At 44.7% G+C, this 18,889-nt stretch carries 21 protein-coding genes and 1 tRNA gene; 7 read left to right on the top strand and 15 right to left on the bottom strand.

Features of this window, described 5'->3' with window-relative positions; genetic code table 11:
* Window positions 1-21 precede the first annotated feature (21 nt).
* The gene (gene rsuA, locus Xenpb_RS14290; protein WP_187654938.1) at window positions 22-729 is read right to left on the bottom strand and encodes a 16S rRNA pseudouridine(516) synthase RsuA; all 708 of its coding nucleotides are present in this window, start codon (window positions 727-729) and stop codon (window positions 22-24) included.
* Window positions 730-1,001: 272 nt separating this feature from the next.
* Here rsuA and Xenpb_RS14285 point away from each other — a divergent pair, with 272 nt between their 5' ends.
* Entirely contained in the window at window positions 1,002-2,759 is a 1,758-nt protein-coding gene (locus Xenpb_RS14285; protein WP_187654999.1) for a DEAD/DEAH box helicase, read from the top strand.
* A 178-nt stretch (window positions 2,760-2,937) separates the two neighbouring features.
* Complete coding sequence (gene rplY / locus Xenpb_RS14280; RefSeq protein ID WP_038235979.1) at window positions 2,938-3,219, top strand: 50S ribosomal protein L25; 282 nt, start codon at window positions 2,938-2,940, stop codon at window positions 3,217-3,219.
* A gap of 97 nt (window positions 3,220-3,316) precedes the next feature.
* Here rplY and yejK read toward each other — a convergent pair whose 3' ends face one another.
* A complete protein-coding gene (gene yejK / locus Xenpb_RS14275; RefSeq protein ID WP_187654937.1) occupies window positions 3,317-4,318 on the bottom strand; it encodes a nucleoid-associated protein YejK in 1,002 nt (333 codons plus the stop codon).
* Between the two features lie 279 nt (window positions 4,319-4,597).
* Between yejK and Xenpb_RS14270 the strand changes: the two genes are divergently transcribed.
* The 4 genes from Xenpb_RS14270 (at window position 4,598) to Xenpb_RS14255 (ending at window position 8,751) form a co-directional block, all read left to right on the top strand.
* Window positions 4,598-4,825: a YejL family protein gene (locus Xenpb_RS14270; protein WP_047964219.1), complete on the top strand. Its 228-nt coding sequence runs from the start codon at window positions 4,598-4,600 to the stop codon at window positions 4,823-4,825.
* A gap of 30 nt (window positions 4,826-4,855) precedes the next feature.
* Window positions 4,856-6,595 carry an LPS biosynthesis-modulating metalloenzyme YejM gene (yejM, locus tag Xenpb_RS14265; RefSeq protein ID WP_187654936.1) on the top strand — a complete coding sequence of 580 codons (1,740 nt, stop codon included), beginning with the start codon at window positions 4,856-4,858 and terminating at the stop codon, window positions 6,593-6,595.
* A gap of 75 nt (window positions 6,596-6,670) precedes the next feature.
* Window positions 6,671-6,747, top strand: a tRNA-Pro gene (locus Xenpb_RS14260).
* A gap of 852 nt (window positions 6,748-7,599) precedes the next feature.
* Window positions 7,600-8,751, top strand: a complete 1,152-nt coding sequence (locus Xenpb_RS14255) for a glycosyltransferase (protein ID WP_187654935.1) — start codon at window positions 7,600-7,602, stop codon at window positions 8,749-8,751.
* Window positions 8,752-9,117: 366 nt separating this feature from the next.
* On the opposite strand, the gene Xenpb_RS14250 is transcribed toward Xenpb_RS14255, so the two are convergent.
* Genes Xenpb_RS14250 through Xenpb_RS14210 form a run of 9 tightly spaced genes read right to left on the bottom strand, consistent with a single transcriptional unit; the run spans window position 9,118 to window position 15,985 of the window.
* On the bottom strand, window positions 9,118-10,311 hold the full coding sequence (locus Xenpb_RS14250; RefSeq protein WP_187654934.1) for a hypothetical protein: 1,194 nt from the start codon (window positions 10,309-10,311) through the stop codon (window positions 9,118-9,120).
* Window positions 10,312-10,315: 4 nt separating this feature from the next.
* Window positions 10,316-10,969 (bottom strand): DUF2612 domain-containing protein, encoded by a 654-nt coding sequence (locus Xenpb_RS14245; RefSeq protein ID WP_187654933.1) that lies wholly within the window; start codon window positions 10,967-10,969, stop codon window positions 10,316-10,318.
* Entirely contained in the window at window positions 10,966-12,153 is a 1,188-nt protein-coding gene (locus tag Xenpb_RS14240; protein ID WP_187654932.1) for a baseplate J/gp47 family protein, read from the bottom strand. The genes Xenpb_RS14245 and Xenpb_RS14240 overlap by 4 nt, the downstream gene beginning before the upstream one ends.
* Window positions 12,146-12,490: a hypothetical protein gene (locus tag Xenpb_RS14235; protein ID WP_187654931.1), complete on the bottom strand. Its 345-nt coding sequence runs from the start codon at window positions 12,488-12,490 to the stop codon at window positions 12,146-12,148. Before Xenpb_RS14235 ends, Xenpb_RS14240 begins: the two co-directional genes overlap by 8 nt.
* A complete protein-coding gene (locus tag Xenpb_RS14230; protein ID WP_187654930.1) occupies window positions 12,487-13,179 on the bottom strand; it encodes a Gp138 family membrane-puncturing spike protein in 693 nt (230 codons plus the stop codon). Before Xenpb_RS14230 ends, Xenpb_RS14235 begins: the two co-directional genes overlap by 4 nt.
* Window positions 13,180-13,181: 2 nt before the next feature.
* The gene (locus tag Xenpb_RS14225) at window positions 13,182-13,997 is read right to left on the bottom strand and encodes a hypothetical protein (protein ID WP_187654929.1); all 816 of its coding nucleotides are present in this window, start codon (window positions 13,995-13,997) and stop codon (window positions 13,182-13,184) included.
* Window positions 13,963-14,280: a hypothetical protein gene (locus Xenpb_RS14220; protein ID WP_187654998.1), complete on the bottom strand. Its 318-nt coding sequence runs from the start codon at window positions 14,278-14,280 to the stop codon at window positions 13,963-13,965. The genes Xenpb_RS14225 and Xenpb_RS14220 overlap by 35 nt, the downstream gene beginning before the upstream one ends.
* Complete coding sequence (locus tag Xenpb_RS14215) at window positions 14,280-14,816, bottom strand: phage baseplate protein (RefSeq protein ID WP_187654928.1); 537 nt, start codon at window positions 14,814-14,816, stop codon at window positions 14,280-14,282. Before Xenpb_RS14215 ends, Xenpb_RS14220 begins: the two co-directional genes overlap by 1 nt.
* Window positions 14,813-15,985 (bottom strand): hypothetical protein, encoded by a 1,173-nt coding sequence (locus tag Xenpb_RS14210; RefSeq protein WP_187654927.1) that lies wholly within the window; start codon window positions 15,983-15,985, stop codon window positions 14,813-14,815. Before Xenpb_RS14210 ends, Xenpb_RS14215 begins: the two co-directional genes overlap by 4 nt.
* 97 nt (window positions 15,986-16,082) lie before the next feature.
* On the opposite strand from Xenpb_RS14210, the gene Xenpb_RS14205 reads away from it, so the two are divergent.
* Window positions 16,083-16,871: an IS4 family transposase gene (locus Xenpb_RS14205; RefSeq protein WP_187654926.1), complete on the top strand. Its 789-nt coding sequence runs from the start codon at window positions 16,083-16,085 to the stop codon at window positions 16,869-16,871.
* A gap of 32 nt (window positions 16,872-16,903) precedes the next feature.
* Here Xenpb_RS14205 and nadS read toward each other — a convergent pair whose 3' ends face one another.
* The 4 genes from nadS to Xenpb_RS14185 all read right to left on the bottom strand — a co-directional run bounded on the left by nadS (window position 16,904) and on the right by Xenpb_RS14185 (window position 18,755).
* Window positions 16,904-17,194 carry a NadS family protein gene (gene nadS / locus Xenpb_RS14200; protein ID WP_038243532.1) on the bottom strand — a complete coding sequence of 97 codons (291 nt, stop codon included), beginning with the start codon at window positions 17,192-17,194 and terminating at the stop codon, window positions 16,904-16,906.
* A 2-nt stretch (window positions 17,195-17,196) separates the two neighbouring features.
* The gene (locus Xenpb_RS14195) at window positions 17,197-17,508 is read right to left on the bottom strand and encodes a type II toxin-antitoxin system RelE/ParE family toxin (protein WP_069315354.1); all 312 of its coding nucleotides are present in this window, start codon (window positions 17,506-17,508) and stop codon (window positions 17,197-17,199) included.
* Window positions 17,509-17,635: 127 nt separating this feature from the next.
* Entirely contained in the window at window positions 17,636-18,061 is a 426-nt protein-coding gene (locus tag Xenpb_RS14190; protein ID WP_187654925.1) for a hypothetical protein, read from the bottom strand.
* A 1-nt stretch (window position 18,062) separates the two neighbouring features.
* The gene (locus Xenpb_RS14185) at window positions 18,063-18,755 is read right to left on the bottom strand and encodes a hypothetical protein (protein WP_187654924.1); all 693 of its coding nucleotides are present in this window, start codon (window positions 18,753-18,755) and stop codon (window positions 18,063-18,065) included.
* Window positions 18,756-18,889 lie beyond the last annotated feature (134 nt).

Below are 18,889 nucleotides of genomic sequence, written 5' to 3'. Positions count from 1 at the left end.
AATCAGTTGAAGGGTAAGAAGTTAAGGTGTTGGCATTTGTATGCTATTAATCTCGCTATCAGTTAGCGCTCGGTACTCTCCCTGCGCTAATTCAGGATCGAGATAAATTTCACCGATTCTTTCCCGATGAAGTTCAACAACATGGTTCCCCACTGCTGCAAACATTCGTTTTACTTGGTGGTAACGCCCTTCACTGATGGTCAGACGTACAATTTGGGGTTCGATAATTTCTAACTTTGCTGGTTTTGTCAGTGTCTTCTCACCATTCAACTGGACTCCTGCCAGAAATTGTTGCTCAGTATCCTCCGATATCGGGTGTTCTAATGTAACAAGATAAGTTTTTTCGCAATGATGTTTAGGAGACGTAATACGATGTGACCACTGTCCATCATCCGTCAGCAAAACCAACCCGGTAGTATCAATATCCAAGCGCCCGGCCGAATGTAATTTATGGGCAACAGGTTCATCAATAAAATATAAAATCGTCGGGTTTGACGGATCATCTGTCGAACACACATATCCCTGTGGCTTGTTCAGCATAAAATAGCGTGGGCCATTTAATTGTTGCAATATCGTTCCGTTATAAGCAACTTGTTGGTCGGGTTTCAACTTATAAGTGCCTGTTTTGATGACTTCACCATCGACAGTAACCTGCTTTGCTCGTAACTCACGCCCCACATCATTACGGCTAATACCTAACTGTTGAGATAAAAACTTATCCAATCGCATGAATAGATGTCCCTGATAAAAATAAACACACGTAAATATGCCTTTGATATTGCAAATATTTTCAAGGCTACTACGGTGATACTAAGTTAAACAGATAATTACCATAATAGTCATCACTAAAATAACTATAACAATAATAAATCACTCGTTATAGCCCGTCTAATCCTAGAAAAAGAAAGAATGACAAACATTTTCTCAGCAGCAAGGCTAAATGAAAGATGTTATTCTCTATACCCATTCTTTTACCTGATACCTGTGACAGTAACATAAAAATGGCTTTTACTTTACGCCCTTATCAACAAGAAGCGGTAGATGCTACCATTCACTATTTTCGCCAACACAAAGAGCCGGCAGTGATTGTTTTACCAACAGGTGCAGGTAAAAGCCTCGTTATCGCTGAATTGGCAAAGTTAGCTCACGGCCGTGTTTTAGTCTTGGCGCATGTTAAGGAACTCGTTGCACAGAACCATAGCAAATATTGTGCTTATGGGTTAAATGCGGATATTTTTTCTGCCGGGTTAAAGCAAAAACAAAGCGAAGGAAAGGTCGTTTTTGGCAGCATCCAGTCCATTGCCCGTAATCTGGAGCATTTTGATCACCATTTTTCACTGCTAATTATTGATGAATGCCATCGCATCAGTGATGATGAAAATAGCCAATACCAGCAAATTATCCAACAACTCCAGAAAAACAATTCTCAAATACGTATTCTGGGACTAACCGCAACACCTTATCGTCTGGGTTATGGCTGGATATACCAATATCATTATCATGGCATGATACGCGGTGATGAACGCTGTTTTTTTCGCGATTGTATTTATGAACTTCCGTTGCGTTATATGATTAAACACCACTTTCTGGTTTCTCCGGAAAGACTGGACATGCCAATAGTTCAATATGATTTCAGTCAGGTTCGTACCAGTCAGCAAGGAATATTCAACGAATCTGAGCTAAACCGGGAGATAAAACGCCAAAAGCGCATTACTCCCCATATCATTAAACAGATTATTGATTATGCCCAAGGCCGAAAAGGTGTGATGATTTTCGCCGCTACGGTCGAACACGCCAAAGAAATTTTCCAGTTATTACCTACTGGGCAAGCTGCATTAGTCAGCGCAGATACCCCCACATCTGAACGGGATCTCTTGATCAACGCATTCAAGGAACAACGACTTCGCTATATGGTTAACGTCGCCGTACTGACAACAGGATTCGATGCGCCGCATGTAGATTTAATTGCCATATTACGGCCCACGGAATCCGTTAGCCTTTATCAGCAAATCGTTGGGCGTGGACTGCGTTTATTTCCTGATAAAAAAGATTGCCTGATCCTGGATTATGCGGGCAACCCCCACGATCTCTACACGCCCGAAGTCGGTAACAGCAAACCTAATTCACAAAGCCAGCCGGTACAGGTATTTTGTCCCATCTGCCAATTTGCTAATACGTTTTGGGGGACATGTACAGCAGACGGAGAGCTCATTGAGCATTTTGGAAGGCGTTGCCAAGGTTGGGAAGAGGATGAAAATGGAAAACGACAACAATGTGATTTCCGTTTTCGTTTCAAATCATGCCCCCACTGTGGAGCAGAAAATGATATCGCGGCCCGACGCTGTAACCGCTGTGAAGAAATATTAGTCGATCCTGATGATATGCTGAAAGCAGCCTTAAAACTTAAAGATGCGCTGGTACTGCGTTGTGGTGGAATGCAATTAATTCCGGGTTATGACAACAAAGGAGAGTGGTTGAAGATCACCTATTATGATGAAGATGGTGCGGATGTTTCAGAACTGTTCCGCTTATCCACTCCTGCTCAGAAGAAAGTATTTGAACTTCAGTTCCTTCGTCAACATCAACGTGCGCCGGGAACCGCTTTCCAGTGGCAAACAGCAGCAGACATTGCTCACCAACGCCCTTTATTACGCCATCCTGATTTTGTTGTTGCACGCAAAAAGGGGCAATTCTGGCAAATCCGGGAAAAAATTTTTGACTATCAGGGACGGTTTAGACGGGCTGATGATCTGTACTAGGCTTGCCAAATAACCTGCCTGCTAACCAGCCAGATAGTGCATTTCTATTTGCTGTCATAGCGGTTTTTCGTTAGAATGCCGCCCGCTTAGCATAATACATAATGTTAGGCCAAGTATCGAACCTGCTGCTGGGTCGCCTGTAGCAGGATTTATTTTCTTCTTTTACAGAGAAAAAATAATGTTAACTATTAATGCAGAAGTACGTAAAGAGCAGGGTAAGGGTGCGAGCCGCCGCCTGCGTAGAGCTAACAAGTTTCCAGCAATCATCTACGGTGGTAACCAAGAGCCAGTTTCTATCGAACTGGATCACGATGCAGTTATCAACCACGAAAGCAAACCAGAATTCTACGAAGTTATGACTCTGGTTGTTGATGGTAAAGAAACTAAAGTTAAAGTGCAGGCAGTACAGCGTCATCCGTTTAAACCTAAACTGACGCACATCGATTTCCTGCGTGCTTAATTAGCCACAGTCGAGCTTTTATCGGGACGCCGAGTAAATAACGCCGCAATTGCGGCGTTATTTATTTCTAGGGTTTATTCTTTGGCTAATACGGAAATTAGCGATTACCACGACGTTGCAATTGGTCACGTAAATTTGGCGGTGTACCTTTAATCGTCAGGGTATCCGTCACTGGATCCCAAAAAATCCGCTCTCCCATTAACATGGCATCAAAATTGATGGTTAATCCTCCGCCACTGCCCGCGAATTTTGTCAACTGACGCAACGTCCCACGATCGGCAGGGAAACTATCTTCCAGTTCATACCCTTGTTCCTGCGAGAACTGCTGAAAATTTTGCTCTCCCAATGGCGGTAATTCCTGGGATAATTCTTCAAGCTTAATCTCCTCACCGGCCTGTAACTGTTCATTACAATAACCATAGACTTGTTGACGATAAGCCTGGCGTTCATTTTTATCCAATTGCGCCGATTCGCAATAATCATCCACCGCCTGCAATAATCCTTTATTCTGTACTTTCGCATTCATACCTTCACTGGCAGCAAGGAAATCCATAAAGAAGTCAGAAACTTTGCGCCCTACCCGCCCTTTCAGAAAAGTCAGATAACGGCTGGATTCAGGATTAGTTTCCCATTCAGTCAGATCAATTCTTGCTACGATATCTGCATGAGGAATATCAAGGTACTGCGTTGTGTTCACATCCAACTCTTCATTGACGGACATGCTGTTACAACTATTCAGAACTGCAATCAGCAAATATTCCACGGCAAGATATCGATATTGGCAAAACAGAACCGTTCCACCCTCCGCAAAAGGATACTTTGCCAGCTCATCTTTCAGGCGAACCGTTGCAGCCCGACTAAAACCGAGAAAATCGTCATCACCTTTACGCAGATGACGGAGAGATTCCGCCAATTCACTCTCTTCATTGAACAAACCATAGGCTTTACTTTTTGCACTATATACACGATGTAATTCAGCCATCATCTCTTCAACCACTTGATTAGTATCTAGCAGAGAATCACGCAAAATGACTTCCAACGTTTGTTCATCACGTTTAATCAGCCGATGTAACGCGATCTGGGTAATGTCCAGACTCATTATTTATACTCCTTTTGCAGCTTTGGCTACCTATGGAACCTTGCGATTAGCGGCGTATTCAAACACTGTTGCCTCTTTGCTGCAACCAAAAACCCCAATGATCAAAAAGCATTCAAAATTTAATTGCTAATGCTCAATATATCAAAGGCTAAAACGATGCAGCAGATTAGAAAATTACAGCAATACCCACGATAGGGAATTAATTTGTCATAAAAAAGCAGAAAATTACTCCCCTATACGGTAAGATATAGGGCTTTGTACATTCAGGATATTTGATTTATGCCACAGTCGTCTCGCTATAGCGATGAAAAAGTTGAACATTTATTAACTGAATTAATAAATGTTTTCGAGAAAAATCATGCGCCAACTGACCTTACTCTGATGGTATTGGGTAATATGGTAACGAATTTGATCAATACGAGCATTGCTCCTGCACAACGCAGACATATCGCAGACTCGTTTGCACGCGCATTACAATCTTCAATTAACGAAGATAAAGCGCATTAATTTCAATTAATACCTTAATGTAAAGAAAATATGGTGACTAGCCGTCAGCATTACCGCGAAAAAGTTTCTCAGATGATCAGTTGGGGACACTGGTTCGCCCTGTTCAACATTATGTTCAGTCTTGTGCTGGGCAGTCGCTATTTATTTGCATCTGACTGGCCGGGTTCACTGTTTGGGCGTATCTACGCGCTAGTCAGTTGGCTCGGTCATTTCAGCTTTATTATCTTTGCTATCTACTTACTTATTTTATTTCCGCTGACATTCATCGTCATATCCCAGCGGTTACTTAGGTTTCTTTCAGCCGCACTGGCAACGGCGGGCCTAACGCTGCTGATATTCGACTCTTCTGTCTATGTTCGCTTTCACCTGCACTTAACTCCATTAGTCTGGGATTTAGTCACTAACCCGGAACAAGGGGAATTAACAAGGGAATGGCAACTGATGTTCATCTGTATCCCCATCATTTTCCTGATACAGATGCTCTTCGGTACATGGAGTTGGCAAAAGTTACGTAGCCTCAATCGCCAACGATTCGGAAAACCACTGGCCGCGGTATTTATCACCGCTTTTGTCGCTTCCCATCTCATGTATATCTGGGCAGACGCCAACTTTTACCGTCCCATTACCATGCAACGATCAAACCTACCGCTTTCTTATCCAATGACAGCGCGTAAGTTCCTTGAAAAACATGGATTATTGGATCATCAAGAATACCAACGCCGCATTAATCTGCAAGGAAACCCTGCTGCCTTGAGCATCAACTATCCACTGAATAACTTATCCTATCAGGATACTGGGCGCGGCTATAATCTACTGCTACTCGTGGTGGATGGGCTGGATAATCAAGATATCATCAATGATATGCCGGCTCTGGAACAATTTGCAAAAAACAACATCCAGTTTACTCAACATTTCAGCACGGGTATTCAGGACGACACTGCATTGTTTGGTTTATTCTATGGCATATCATCGGGTTACCTAGATGGTGTTCTTAATGCAAGAAAACCATCCGCACTTGTTGATGCACTGACGCATCAAGGGTATCAATTTGGCCTGTTCTCTTCCGATGGATTCCAAACCCCGCTTTATCGTCAAGCGATATTGACTGATTACTCACTGCCAAACACAGGCAAGCAAGACGATAACTTAACCGTGACACAATGGCGTCAATGGCTGAATCTACGCAACGATTCTGCACCATGGTTCTCCTTTCTGGATATTAACGGGGTTACTCATACATCGGGTAAATTCGATAAGAAAGCGCTGGATACTGAAATCTACAACATTTTAGACTCTTTGAAAAATAAAGGCGTTCTAGATAAAACCATCGTTGTGATTACAGCCAAACAGAGTGAAGAGACAATAAATCGCTCTCCGCAATGGATTACTGATAACAAATTCAACCGCGAACAGATTCACGTTCCTCTGATAATTCACTGGCCGGGTACACCTGCACAAGTTATCGACAAACTGACCAGTCATCAAGATGTCATGACAACATTAATGCAACGTTTACTGCACGTTGGCAACTCTCCAGAAGATTACTCACAAGGTGAAGATCTTTTTAACGCTCAAAGAGAAAACCCATGGCTTATTACTGGTGATAATGGTTCATTGATAATTACGACGGCTAAAAATACGATCTATCTTTCCAGAGATGGGGAATATTATCTGTATGATTTAGACGGTAATGAAATTCAGGGTTCCAAACCAAATCTTGCCCAACTATTACAGATACTAACTGAAGTGAAACGTTTTTTAGCAAACTAATCGTTTAAAAATCAATCACTCACTAAATTAAGGGCTTGCTTTGAAAATAAAAAACGGTACTATAGGAACAGTCATCGGCATGTAGCGCAGCCTGGTAGCGCACCGTCATGGGGTGTCGGGGGTCGTAGGTTCAAATCCTATCATGCCGACCAAATTTCCCTAGAAAAACCAACCAATTGCGGTTGGTTTTTTTATGTCTCAAATTTGCCTTTGGTAAAATGATGGTAATATTCTGGTAAAATAGCCGACAAAAAATGATAAAAGCGCTCTAACTTTAAGATCGATTTTGTTGTTGGCCAAAGGTGTACGAAGCCCCCTTTTTCTTGCCGCTTTCTTCGATAGTTTCTGATTACAATTTATTAGAAAAAATATTCTATTTTAGCTTTCTTATATACCTTAACCAAAAAAAAGAAGATGATATCAGCACATTGATCCTGATTTTGTAGTCTACAGGATTCGAACCTGTGACCTACGGCTTAGAAGAGAGTAGAGTCACCTTTTAAATCAACTAATTACCGCATTTATCAGTGCTCACACGTCCCACCTTGCCGAGAGTTACCCGCAGTTACCTGCGGTTGCTTTTCGATACCCGTCCCAAATACGTCCCACCCATCCAGCCCTGCAATTTGCCGACCACATCAATAGGATACTCGACATAAAATGGTGAGAGAAAAGCGAGAAGCAAACTGCTGGCACTATAATTCCTTTCCCCCAGCTCCATTCGTGGGGTAACGATCAACAATTCATCAGATTAGTCTACGTAAATGAGATTGAGTGCTATGCTTGTACTTGCTGTAAATCATTTTGGAGGATGATATGAATAAATACGCCTATTGGTGTGCAATCAACCTATAACGATGGCGATAGGTCAATAATGCTCCAAAAGCGGATTTCTTTTTTTGATGAACAATATAGAAATAGATCATTAAAAATAAAAGCTTTTTTATGGATAGTGTTTATTTGACGTTGGGTTAAAAGGGTAAAATCATAACAGAGGAGAATACATGAAACTGTTGCATCTAATTAATTTACAAGGCTTTGGCGGTGCTGAACGTATTTTTATTGAATATTTAAAAAATAGTTCTTTTGATAATGAAATTTTATGTACCAGTAACAGTATAAACAAAAACTTAGAAAATGAATTATTGCAATTTAACATTAATTTTTCTAATTTCATTGGCTCAACTACAATAAAATACCCAACTTTCTTAAGAAAACTCACTTTAGCTAAAAAAATAGAGAAAAGTAAGCCGAATGTAACTATTGTTTGGGATTTTATACCGCGGCTATCCTACAAGCCTAAAAATACTACTTTAGTTTATTATGACCATGGCTGCTCATGGCAATATGAAAACAATAAAAAAACTATAGATTTTTTTAACATGCTGAACTCTGTAATTACAGTTTCTAATGCATCAAAAAGAGTCATGGAGTTAAGGTTTAATCCATCATGCCAAATAAATACTGTAATAAACAGATTACCAATAGAACCTTTGATATCTTCTAAAATTATTAACTATGATAGCCCCATTACTTTAGGTATAGCTTCACGACTGGTTGGTCTGAAAGGTATTGGAATTGCAATTCTCTGTATTAAGGCTCTGATAGATCAGAGCATAGATGCTAAATTAATTATTGCCGGTGATGGTGAACAAAAAGATGACTTGCTGAAATTAGTTACTAAATTGAAATTAGAAAAAAATGTTGAATTTATTGGCTATCAAACTGATATAGCTAAGTTTTACTCAATGATTGATATCTACATCAGTACACCAGTTGCTGAAGCATTTGGTTTATCATGTATTGAAGCTATGTCAAACGGTGTACCTGTCATATTCCCTCTATTGAATGGGCAACCGGAAGCAATAAAAGATAAAGTATGCGGTATCGGTATTACTCCTGATATTTCAGCGGATGAATATTATCAAACAACAGGGCTCAATATTGATTTTCCACATGACATTTATGACCCTATTAATGACCGCCTTACCGCCCCTAAATTAATTGACCCTGTGAAATGTGCCACAGCTGTCCAACACATTGTTGGCAATTATCACCAATTAAGTAAAAATGCATTAGAGTGGTCAAAGCAAACGACGGATTATAATCTATTTATAAAAGAGTTTGAAAACTCACTAAAAATTCTGTCTCAGTAATTGAATTTATTTAATGCCAGTAACAATAAATAGTTACTGGCACTCTGATGTTAAGAAACTCGATACCACCCCATTAATGTTACAAAGGCATTGGTGAATTTCTACTAGTGATGTAGAGATTTATCACATTATATTTTTATAACAGAAGAATAACGCATGAGGCATTAATAAAATTTATTTATTCAATAGTGGCTAATGAAACATCACGTAATACTTGCAAATAAACATGCACTACTAAGTGCAGTGATAATGACGACAGGCATACATCAAAAAAGTAAATAATTACTTTCATAATCAATTATGAATTCATAACGAAAAAAGAAATTCCCGCATTTTTGTTCCATCTGTCTTTTTTTAACTTATAATTCAATCTACTATAAAAACTGCCCCCGCACGCCCGTTACCAGACTCTAGCATATTTAATTGCCTACCATTGGTTGATACGACAAAATCCCAATACCCCTGTGAATGCAAAGAAACTCCAAACCGAACACCAGGCACTGGGGGAACAAAAAAACCAACTAGGCTATAACCCCAACCATCACGTTGGATATATAGATATTTGCCTAAGCAATTTTCGCTCAATTGAATCTCAATATTATAATCTTTGCCAAAATCTCCGACTTTTCGCCAATTTTGTGCAATACCTCGCAATTGATATCGTCCATCGCTCTCCCCTCTGGTATAGCACTCTCCCCTCACCGCATAATTTCCGGCAGGTTGGTAGTTCCCCGCTTGCTGATAGTTCCCACGAGGTTGATATTTACTATCTGATTCCCCTTTCGTGTAACTTTCCCCGCGAACGGCATAGTTGCCTGTAGGCTGGTAATTTCCTTTTGGCTGGTATCTGGAATTTGATTCATCTTTCGTATAACTCTCCCCTTTCGGGGCGTAGCTGCCCGCAGGTGCATAGTTGCCTCTCGGTTGATATTTACCATCGCTTTCATTCTTTGAATAGCTATAACCCGTTTCTAAATAACTTCCCTTGGGTTGATATTTATCATCCGATTCCGACTTAATGTAACTTTCGCCCTTAAGTGCATAATTCCCCGCAGGCTGGTAGTTCCCTTTCGGCTGGAAACGGGTATCTGACTCTTCTTTGCCATAGCTATACCCCGCAGGCGTATAGTTCCCCAGTGGCTGGAATCGCTGATTAGCTTCTTCTTTGTTATAGGCCCCCACATCACCCGCTGTCAGGTCGGCTTTTAGCTCCACCCATCCTTTACCCGCTTCCGGATCCTCCTTGTTGTTCTCAATACGTGACTGGTAAAGTTTCTGATTGTGGTACACCACCGCACGCAAGGGATAAGGTTGTGCCTCTAACGACCATTTCGCCACACCAAAGGTCTGCATTTCACCCACCGCTTCGGTGATATCGTGAAAAATCCCGTTCATCTTCTCACGTTCAATATCCTTCGCCGCCGGATCGGTATTCTGGTCACGCTCGTAATCATAGCCGTAACCCTGGGTATACGAGACAGCCCCATCTGGCTGAACTTCATTAGGAATAGACACCCTGTCCCCTTGCGCCGCAAAGGGGGTTTTAAAGATTTTAGTCATGGAATTAAGCTCCGAAGTTACTGCTTAAGTAGTTGGTATGTTTTTTACCGAAGCCAAAGGCTTTCTTGGTGACAACGCGGTATTTGACACCCACGCCAGAGGGACGCGGCATCAGATCAAAGTTTTCGAGTAACACCCTGAGATGTTCATCGGGTTTGAAATTAAAAACGTAATACATATAGGTCATGTCAAGCGGATCGAGCACAAATACTTTGCTTTCATTACGCCAGAAGAAGCGCTCTAAAAAGAGGTTGATGTTAACCACGGTTGGACTTTGCGTCAGGTTGAAGTAGCGCATACGGATAATCAGGCGTTTCTGTTCAGCGGTCAGCATCAGGGTGTAATCGGCATTGCGCCGGAAGTTGCCCTTAAAGTTACGCTTCTTGCCAAAACCAAAACCAATTTTGGTTTTATCACTGGGGGCTACATCAATGCCGAGCGACACATCCAAGATCCGCGCCCAGACGGCCAGCCCGAAGTCGTTGGCCGTATCGATGTTGAACACGTCGCGAGTCCAGTGCTGCCAGAATGCCACCGTGTTGCGATTGAAATAATCCGCTTTATGCCTCGCCAGTGTTTTCAGTTTATCGGCGTTCTCATACTGCCAGAGAATGGCCCGCAACAGATCAGAATGAAAGTCCAGCGTTTGTATCTTCATACGATCACCACCTGCACCGATCCCCGATGCAATCGCGCCACTTCATTTAGCCTGATAGGAATCGTGCCCATTTCCCACGCCTGACCATCCAGTGACAACTCAACTTTAGTAATAAAAAGCCGTGGCTCAATGGCATTAATGGCCGCAGAAATTTCAAACGGTGACACTTCACGCCCGACCACCAGCCCATTATCGCCTTCTAATTCACCGCGTACCCATTGCTCAATAGCCGCGGGGATAATGCTTTGCGCGTCCATCGTGGATTTTTTAACGGTGACCCGGCAAAAGGTGATCTTTTCCGTGGGACGGTCAAAGCGGATCTCATACTCCTGTCCGCTGACCTGTTCTATTACGGTTACCACTTCTTTCCCGTTATACGCCGCCCCGATGGTTTTGGTACGCAGCAGGGCGCGGGCGATTTCCTCGCGGTCGCCGCCTTCCACACAAACATAGACGCTATGGGGCAGCAGCTTCATACCATCAACCGTGATAATCTGCGGCGCATAGTTCTCACGGAACGACAACGAATTCACACCCTCCAGTTCGTACAGAGAAGACGTGATCGCTTCGCCCACACTGACGGTATTCTTAGCCAGTGTCTGCTTGCGTCTTCGCCGGGCGCTGATATCCGATTCGGCTTCACGCCCGACCACCGCATGGGTGGGATTATTTACCGTTTCCCAGCCCAACACGGAACTGGCCACCCGTTCAAGGTGTCCGGCTTTGCATTCCACCGTACCGAACAGCACCGCCCGCATATCCCCGGTGGTTTTACCGTTCTTGCCGATAATCAGGGGGCTGATCGTTTCAAACAACGCCCCGGTGACTGATTCCGCTTGCGCGCCTTTGGGGATAATCGTCTCCGGTACGCCGCCGAATTCGACATTGGACAGGTAAGAACGGGTGGCCGCAAAACGGCTGCCGCCCATCAGCGCCCAAATCGCATCCAGAAACACCCCACCCGCGATATCAGGGTTAATCTGGTTGGCCAGTTCGGCATTGTTACGCACCATCGCATCACGGTTCTCGGTTTCCATCGTCACCAGTACGCCTTGCGGGGTTTCCGGTGACAAGTCGATGTCCTGCCCGAACGCCGTGCGAAACTCGGCTTCCACGGCGCCGCGCAAATCGGCCGTATCCGGCACAATCACGCCCTGCCGGGTAATGTAATGATAATCAGCCATTGAGGGTAAAACTCCCGTATGTTGAGCGGATCACGGCAACGTAACGCAACTCGTCATCCGCAATTTCAGCCTGAAAGGAAACAACCTCATTTACCCCGTCCACCTCACGCATGCGTTCACGGAACGCCGCTTCAAACATCGGAATATCTGCCTGACGTCCAAAGGTGGTTTTCCAGTAAGGGATCCCCTTATCCACCTTGTGCAACATCTCTCCCCGTAATGCACGGGCGTAGTGGACACACAGGTTTTTAACCGCTTGTTCGCCTTTGCAAAGCGACAGGTTGCCATCATCGCCCAGCATTAAATCGTTATTGGTATCGACGGCAAAGCTGATCATAGTGGTTCTCCTGTGTGGCCATCACCCGTGTGAACACCGCTGTGTTGATGGGTATCACCGATATTGCGCCCGTTATGGCGCATCGTGCCGCCATTGGAATCGCTGTTACCATTCACCGCATGGTTGCCATTGATGGTGACATTGCCGGTGAACAGGGTTTCAGGGGCGTTCACCTCAAAACGGGGGGTTTCCAATACGGCTTTATTGCTGTGCAACGACAAACAGACTGAGCCATCCATCGACTGGATAACCAACGCATCCAGATTCTTGCCGTCAATGGCCCAACCTTTAATTGTGTCAGGAAAGAACATCGCGTCACTGAACGAATGCAGCCGTGCCGTGTTGGGCTGGTCTTCCTGTCCCCCGCGCTGGCAGATCAGGCTGATATCCCGGTCGTTGGCTTTTAACCAGCCAAAATCACCGGGCTTGATGGGTACGCGCAGAAAAAAGCCCCCGCCGCCAAAACGAAATACGGGGATGTTATGTACCGGTGCACGGGAAACAGTCTGTCCTTCAGTGGTCGCCATCATCACCAGTGGCTGGATAACGGCTCTATTGGTCTGGTCGTCATAACTCACCACCGTCGCCGGCAACATGTCCTCCACGTTTAACATCAGGTTACGAAAGGCCGCCATAAACTGCCCCGCCAGACTGCCTTCGCTGGCGATATCGCTATTGGGTTGATTCATGGTTACGCTCGCTTACAGGTGGCGGTGTAGAAAAAGGCGTCATCGTGGGAGGCAATATCAAATTTCAGTTGCTCAATGATGTAATCGCCGTTGAGGGATTTATTCAGTTTGCTGTCCAGCCGCAGCATACCGCCCAGAAAAGATTCGCCATCAATCAGAAAACTGACATCAAGGCCCTTTTCGGTGGCTTTGGGAATGCCCACCATGCCTGATTTCATATTCAGGATACGCAGGCGGTTTTTCAGCGCCTTATCACGGTCTTTAACATACAAGACTTCATCGTCAATAAACGCTTTCACGCCGCCCGATTCCTGTAACCGCGCCACCTGAGACAGTGCCGCGCCGCAGTAGTACCAGTTGGCAATATTTTTATCCGTGGCCTGAAAATCCAGCTTCACGTGGCAGTCTTGCGCGATCCCCTGCGCAATTTCAGACAGTTTTTTGATGGCCCCGCCAGAAGAAGAAACGACAGCACCGCTGCTGCTGTTCCCCGTCTTGGCTTTCAGGGTTAAGGTCACATCGGGCGGTGAGGTAATTTCTGCACTGACAATATCGCCGACAAACACCCGGAACAGCCCGGTATTCACCCGTCCGGCTTCCAAGATCAGGCGGCGCGGTTGTTTGTTTTTGGTGTAGGGACTGGTCTGGGTCAGGAGGTAATCGCGGGTATCACTGCTCAGGCCGTCGATATTGACCGCGCACTCATTTTGCAACGGGTTGGCGTACTTGGTGCCGGAGGCTGAGAGGCGCATGCCCTCGTACCAGTTCAGCCGCCCGCTGACTTCAATCCCCAGCCGGATGCGTCGCAGATCTATCATCGTGACTCCAGTAAATGAGTGTTTGTGTCGATTCGAACTTTTCCCACCAGGGCAATTCGTGATTTTCGGTCAACAAAGCAAAATTGCCTGTGCTGAGGTACGCATAAGGAATTAACGGCGTATTGGGGATTAAGCGGCTGCCCTGAACCACTATCACATCATCGCGCTGGATATCGCATACCATCATCGTGCGTGCAGCTTTAATCGTGATCACCCAGTTAGCCTCGTCCAATGTCACCGCCAACCGCTGATTAGGAATGGCGCGTAGCGGGATTTCGCGCATCATTTGCCTCCACTCTTTCCGAATATACTTTCGCCATCCATGATTTTGGTGGCAACGGATTTTTTCTTGCCCTCTACGTCCTTGGTCTGGACATTGCCCCGGTTGACCGTGCCGGACTGGTTTTTTTTCGCCACTTTCCGGGGCGGCAGTTCACCGTATTCCGGCTCAACCGTGCGCCACTCGCTGAACCGCAGGGACAGTTTGATCGCATCGGCCATTTCCGGCACTTCATCATGATAAAAATTGACGAGGATCATCGGCTGGTAGGTTTTGACCCGTGTCTGGATACCCACCAACTGATGGGTATCGTAGGCCTGCTGCATCGTGGCAAAATGGTTTTTCAATTCGCCCGTGAGCAACAGTTCCATACCAATTTCTACCGCTTCCACCACAATATGGTCACTGCGGGTTTCGCCGTTCTCCACCTGAAACTTCGTCACCTTATGCTCATCCCGGACACTGAGTTGTATCGGACTGGCACTTTCGAACAAGGTGGCGAAGCTGTCTACGTTAAAGATTTTCACCTCGGTGATCATTTCGCTACTCCCGTGGCAGTTTGCTGGCCTAAGTCTTTCAGTTGGTTGTTCAGCTCGCCTTTCATATCCTTGGCGACTCCCTGCGCATCGGTGGCCTGTGTCGTGATAGTGACTTCACCGATCTGCGTATTGATTTCATTCGTCTGGTGCGACTGGTTGCTGATCGCCTGACTGGTTATCGGATTAAGCGGGTTCTGGGCAGCGATAGCCAGCTGTCGGTTGAGTTTTTCTACATCGGCGCGAACAGCCTGTTTATCATCTTCCTTATGAGCCAACTTCGGTAGCTTCGCATCTATCTGTCCGTCTTCATTGACTGAGCGCTGCACCACTTCCACTTTGCTATCGTCGCCAAAACCGAACCAGCCTTTCACTGTGCTAATGCCTTTGGACACGGCATCCAACCCGTCGCCTATCCAGCCAATCACCTTCTTCACCTGTTCCCACATCCATTTAAACGCGCCCACCACCGCATCCGAGACCGTGTCAAAGACGCCGCTGAACTGGCTGCCCCATTCGGTCAGGGAAGCCACCGAACCCAGCAGCCAGTTGATAAATGCCGTGATCTTCTGATCCATATAATTAAAGGCAGCAATCACGATATCGGCGACAAATTTCACCGCCACTTTGAGGTAGCCAAACAGGGTCTGCCATGCTTCCCATAGCATCATGATGACTTTCTTCACCATCGGGTACTTGTCCATGATGCGACCGATCATCGAATCATTGCCATCGATAAAGTTCATAATATCGTCGTAAACAATAGCGAACGCGGCGGCCAGCAACGCAATGATGGCGATAATGGCTAAGATGGGCCATGTCGCGGCAAGGGTTGCGGCCGCAGCGGCCAGCATGGGCGGCACATAAAACGTGGCCACTGCAATGCCAACCGCCAAAAAGAAGCCGATAATCAGGTTCTTATTATCCTTACAAAAGTCGATGAATTGGGACAACCATGCCATGCCTTTGGCGAGAACGGGGATCACCATCTCCAGAAAGCTGTTTTTGAGCAAGCCCGATGACTGATTGAACTTATTCATGGCCGCATTGAACTTGATAGACTTTTCGATGCTCTCCTTGGTGATGCCGGCATATTCTTTCTGGATACCCATCACCCGTTCCAGCTCCTTACGGCCTTTCATCATCAGCTCGACGGTTTTCTCATCCGACACCCCCATTCCCTCTAAGGTGGCTTTCTGCTGGAAATCGCCGCAGGCCTCATTGATTATACATTCCAACCTAAAAAACCGAGCTTGAATTTACGGGATAATGATATCGCTATTTTTAAACGAAGCTGAGGTTAGTTACGCCCAACAACTGGTGGGCTCTGCACCAGAAAATTCCCTGACGTTGTTTGATCGGGGTTTTCTCTCTGCGGAGTTATTTCAAGCCTGGAGAGGTGCCGACAAAAATACCCATTGGCTCACCCCGATAAAAAGTAAAATACGTTATGACGTCATTAAGGAACACAGCCCTTATGACAAACTTATCGACATGCCGGTTTCTCCCCAAGCCCGACAAACCCATCCTCACCTTGAAAAAACATGGCGGGCCCGTCTTATTTTGATCCCGGAACCGAAGGGAGAAATTAAAGGATTTATCACCTCCATGGCGTGCCCGGTGACGTATCCCCTCAAAGAAATTCTGGGTGTGTACTGGGAACGATGGGAAACCGAAGAAGGTTATGGTGAGCTGAAACAAAGGCAACTCAATAATACGGCCATCCTGAGAAGCCAAACCCGGGCAGGCATCTATCAGGAATTATGGGGCATATTAATTGCCTACAATCTGGTTCGGCTGGAGATGAGTCGGATGGCAAAGGACTATCGTGTTGCACCTCTTCAGATAAGCTTTATCAATGCGTTACGACTAATACAGGATGAGTTTTTATGGTGTTCCGGACGAAGTCCCGGCACGATCCCTCAAAAATTAAAAGCACTCAGGGAGAGTGGTAAACGGCTGATCTTACCTCAAAAGCGAAAACGCCAATCTATTCCAAGGCAAGTGCTCTGTAAAGCACCACGTTACCTTTATAAAAAAAGAACCGCTCGTACTTAAGCGAGCGGTATTACCGTAAGGGGCTTCGTAAGCTACATAGATAACGCCTTTAAGACATGAAGCGGATCTTTCTCTATCGCCTTTAACAGAGCCTTGGCTGGTCCTGTTGGCTCTCTTCGCCCTTGCTCCCAATTGCGAAGGGTTCCAACGTTAACAGAGATTAATTTAGCAAATCCCGCTTGGCTTAAGCCGGTTGTCTGACGAATGTTTTTTACCTTCACTGCCTCAATAGTTGTTTCACGAGAAGCAGCACGTTCGCCATTCATGATTTCGTTCATCTGTGTCATGCTTTCAGTGAGTCTGGAAAATAATTTGCTATCCATTGTTACCATCCCTCATTTAATGCTCTCAAGACTTTCTTTTCTGACTCGCTAAGGTCATCTTTAATGCCTTTTTTATAAATCAGCAGCAGTCTTATATGTGAGACATCGACCTTGTGATAATAAATGACGCGTACACCGCCACGTTTACCTTTACCTCTGGATGCCCATCTAACTTTACGTAAGCCCCCAGTGTGCTGGATAACATCACCCGAAGCGGGATTGTCTGCAAGATATTGCTGAAACTCGCGATATTCATCATCACTTAACAGCTCTTTACAGTCTTCGGTGAATATAGAGGTCTCAATGAATATCATGTTTCAGTACGCCATTGGCGTATGTATAGAATGATAATAGCACTCTTATCGTATAAGTCAATGGCGTATGACTGGAGAGTTTGGATAGTAAAAGCCACGTAAGGGGCTGTTTCGGCTTTCAGTGAAATTATTCTTGCTCTTTTTTGCAGTTAGTTAGCTGTTGCATTATACCATCATAGCGCGGATTGCCGATCGTAATTGTCGCGATACCGTATTTAGGGAAAAAATCCTCACTAACTACACCATCATCATATTTAAACTCTCTTTCTGACATAATCTTCCTGCCATCCGGTGTAACTGGTGCAGCAGTCAGAGCCATCTCATGCCCAACATAATCACCTGATTTCATTCCATGAATGGTCATCACTCCATTTTTAAAAGTCATCTTGGCTTTCACTACCACCAGCGGAAAAGAGTACTCACTTCCTTGTGCTGCTACCTCAGAATTAACTATCTGACCTATTTTGCAGATATACACGCCATTAAATTCACTGTGGTTATCACCGCATCCTGTTAAGGCAAGAATTACACATGCAATTAGTAGCCTTTTCATGTCACCATCTCAACTCAATTGCATTCATTTTGTTGTTGGTTGCCATGTTAACCAACACATCAAAGCCTGACAAATATTGTATGGGGTCACACTTAGCTATGTTTTTGATTGGTAGCCGCTCAAATTTCTCTCTATTAAGTCTGGCATTAATCAGATAGCGGTCATCTTCATCACCAGTATCGTGATTGAATATTTGTGAATAACCAGCCGTCACAACAAACTGAACTTCTGGGCGCACTCTAAAAGCTATGCCGGATACACGAAGGATCACGGCGTGAACATGCCTCGCGTAATCATGAAAATATTCCTCAGCGGTTTTCAAACGCTCACCATTAGAGACTGGCGTATCTTCTATTTCCGGCAAGTCTACATCAATGAATAAGGTGCTGATTTCTTCATCGTAATGGAAAGCGACGATGGTTTCTCTTGACCAATATGATGACAGGTAAGCATGCTTTAACCTTTCATCGACAGAACCAAGATTCACTGAGCTGTATTTGTCGAGGTCATTGTGAATATCAATGATAAACTCGGGTTTCTCAGAAAAGCCTCGATTGTAAAAATCTTGGTAAATTACCGCCTTACCTTTATCTAGTTTTAAGACATTCGTGTACCTATCCCTTGGAAAATAGTCTTCACTATCTTTCCCTGAGCTAACTTCGCGCCATTCTAATTTTGTAGGAAAACCAAACACATTTCGGTTAAGTGCTCAAGAAAAATTAATTGCAAATTGATCACCATAACCTTCCAATAACGTATTTAGCTCATACTCCATGGTATCTTGAGTCCAGGTGATAAAACGTCGCCAGTGATATTTGGCTTGTTTCC

The sequence above is a fragment of the Xenorhabdus sp. PB62.4 genome (assembly GCF_014467285.1).
Lineage (GTDB): Bacteria > Pseudomonadota > Gammaproteobacteria > Enterobacterales > Enterobacteriaceae > Xenorhabdus.
The sequence above is the reverse complement of the archived record's forward strand: the minus strand, read 5'-3'. Positions and strand labels throughout refer to the sequence as shown.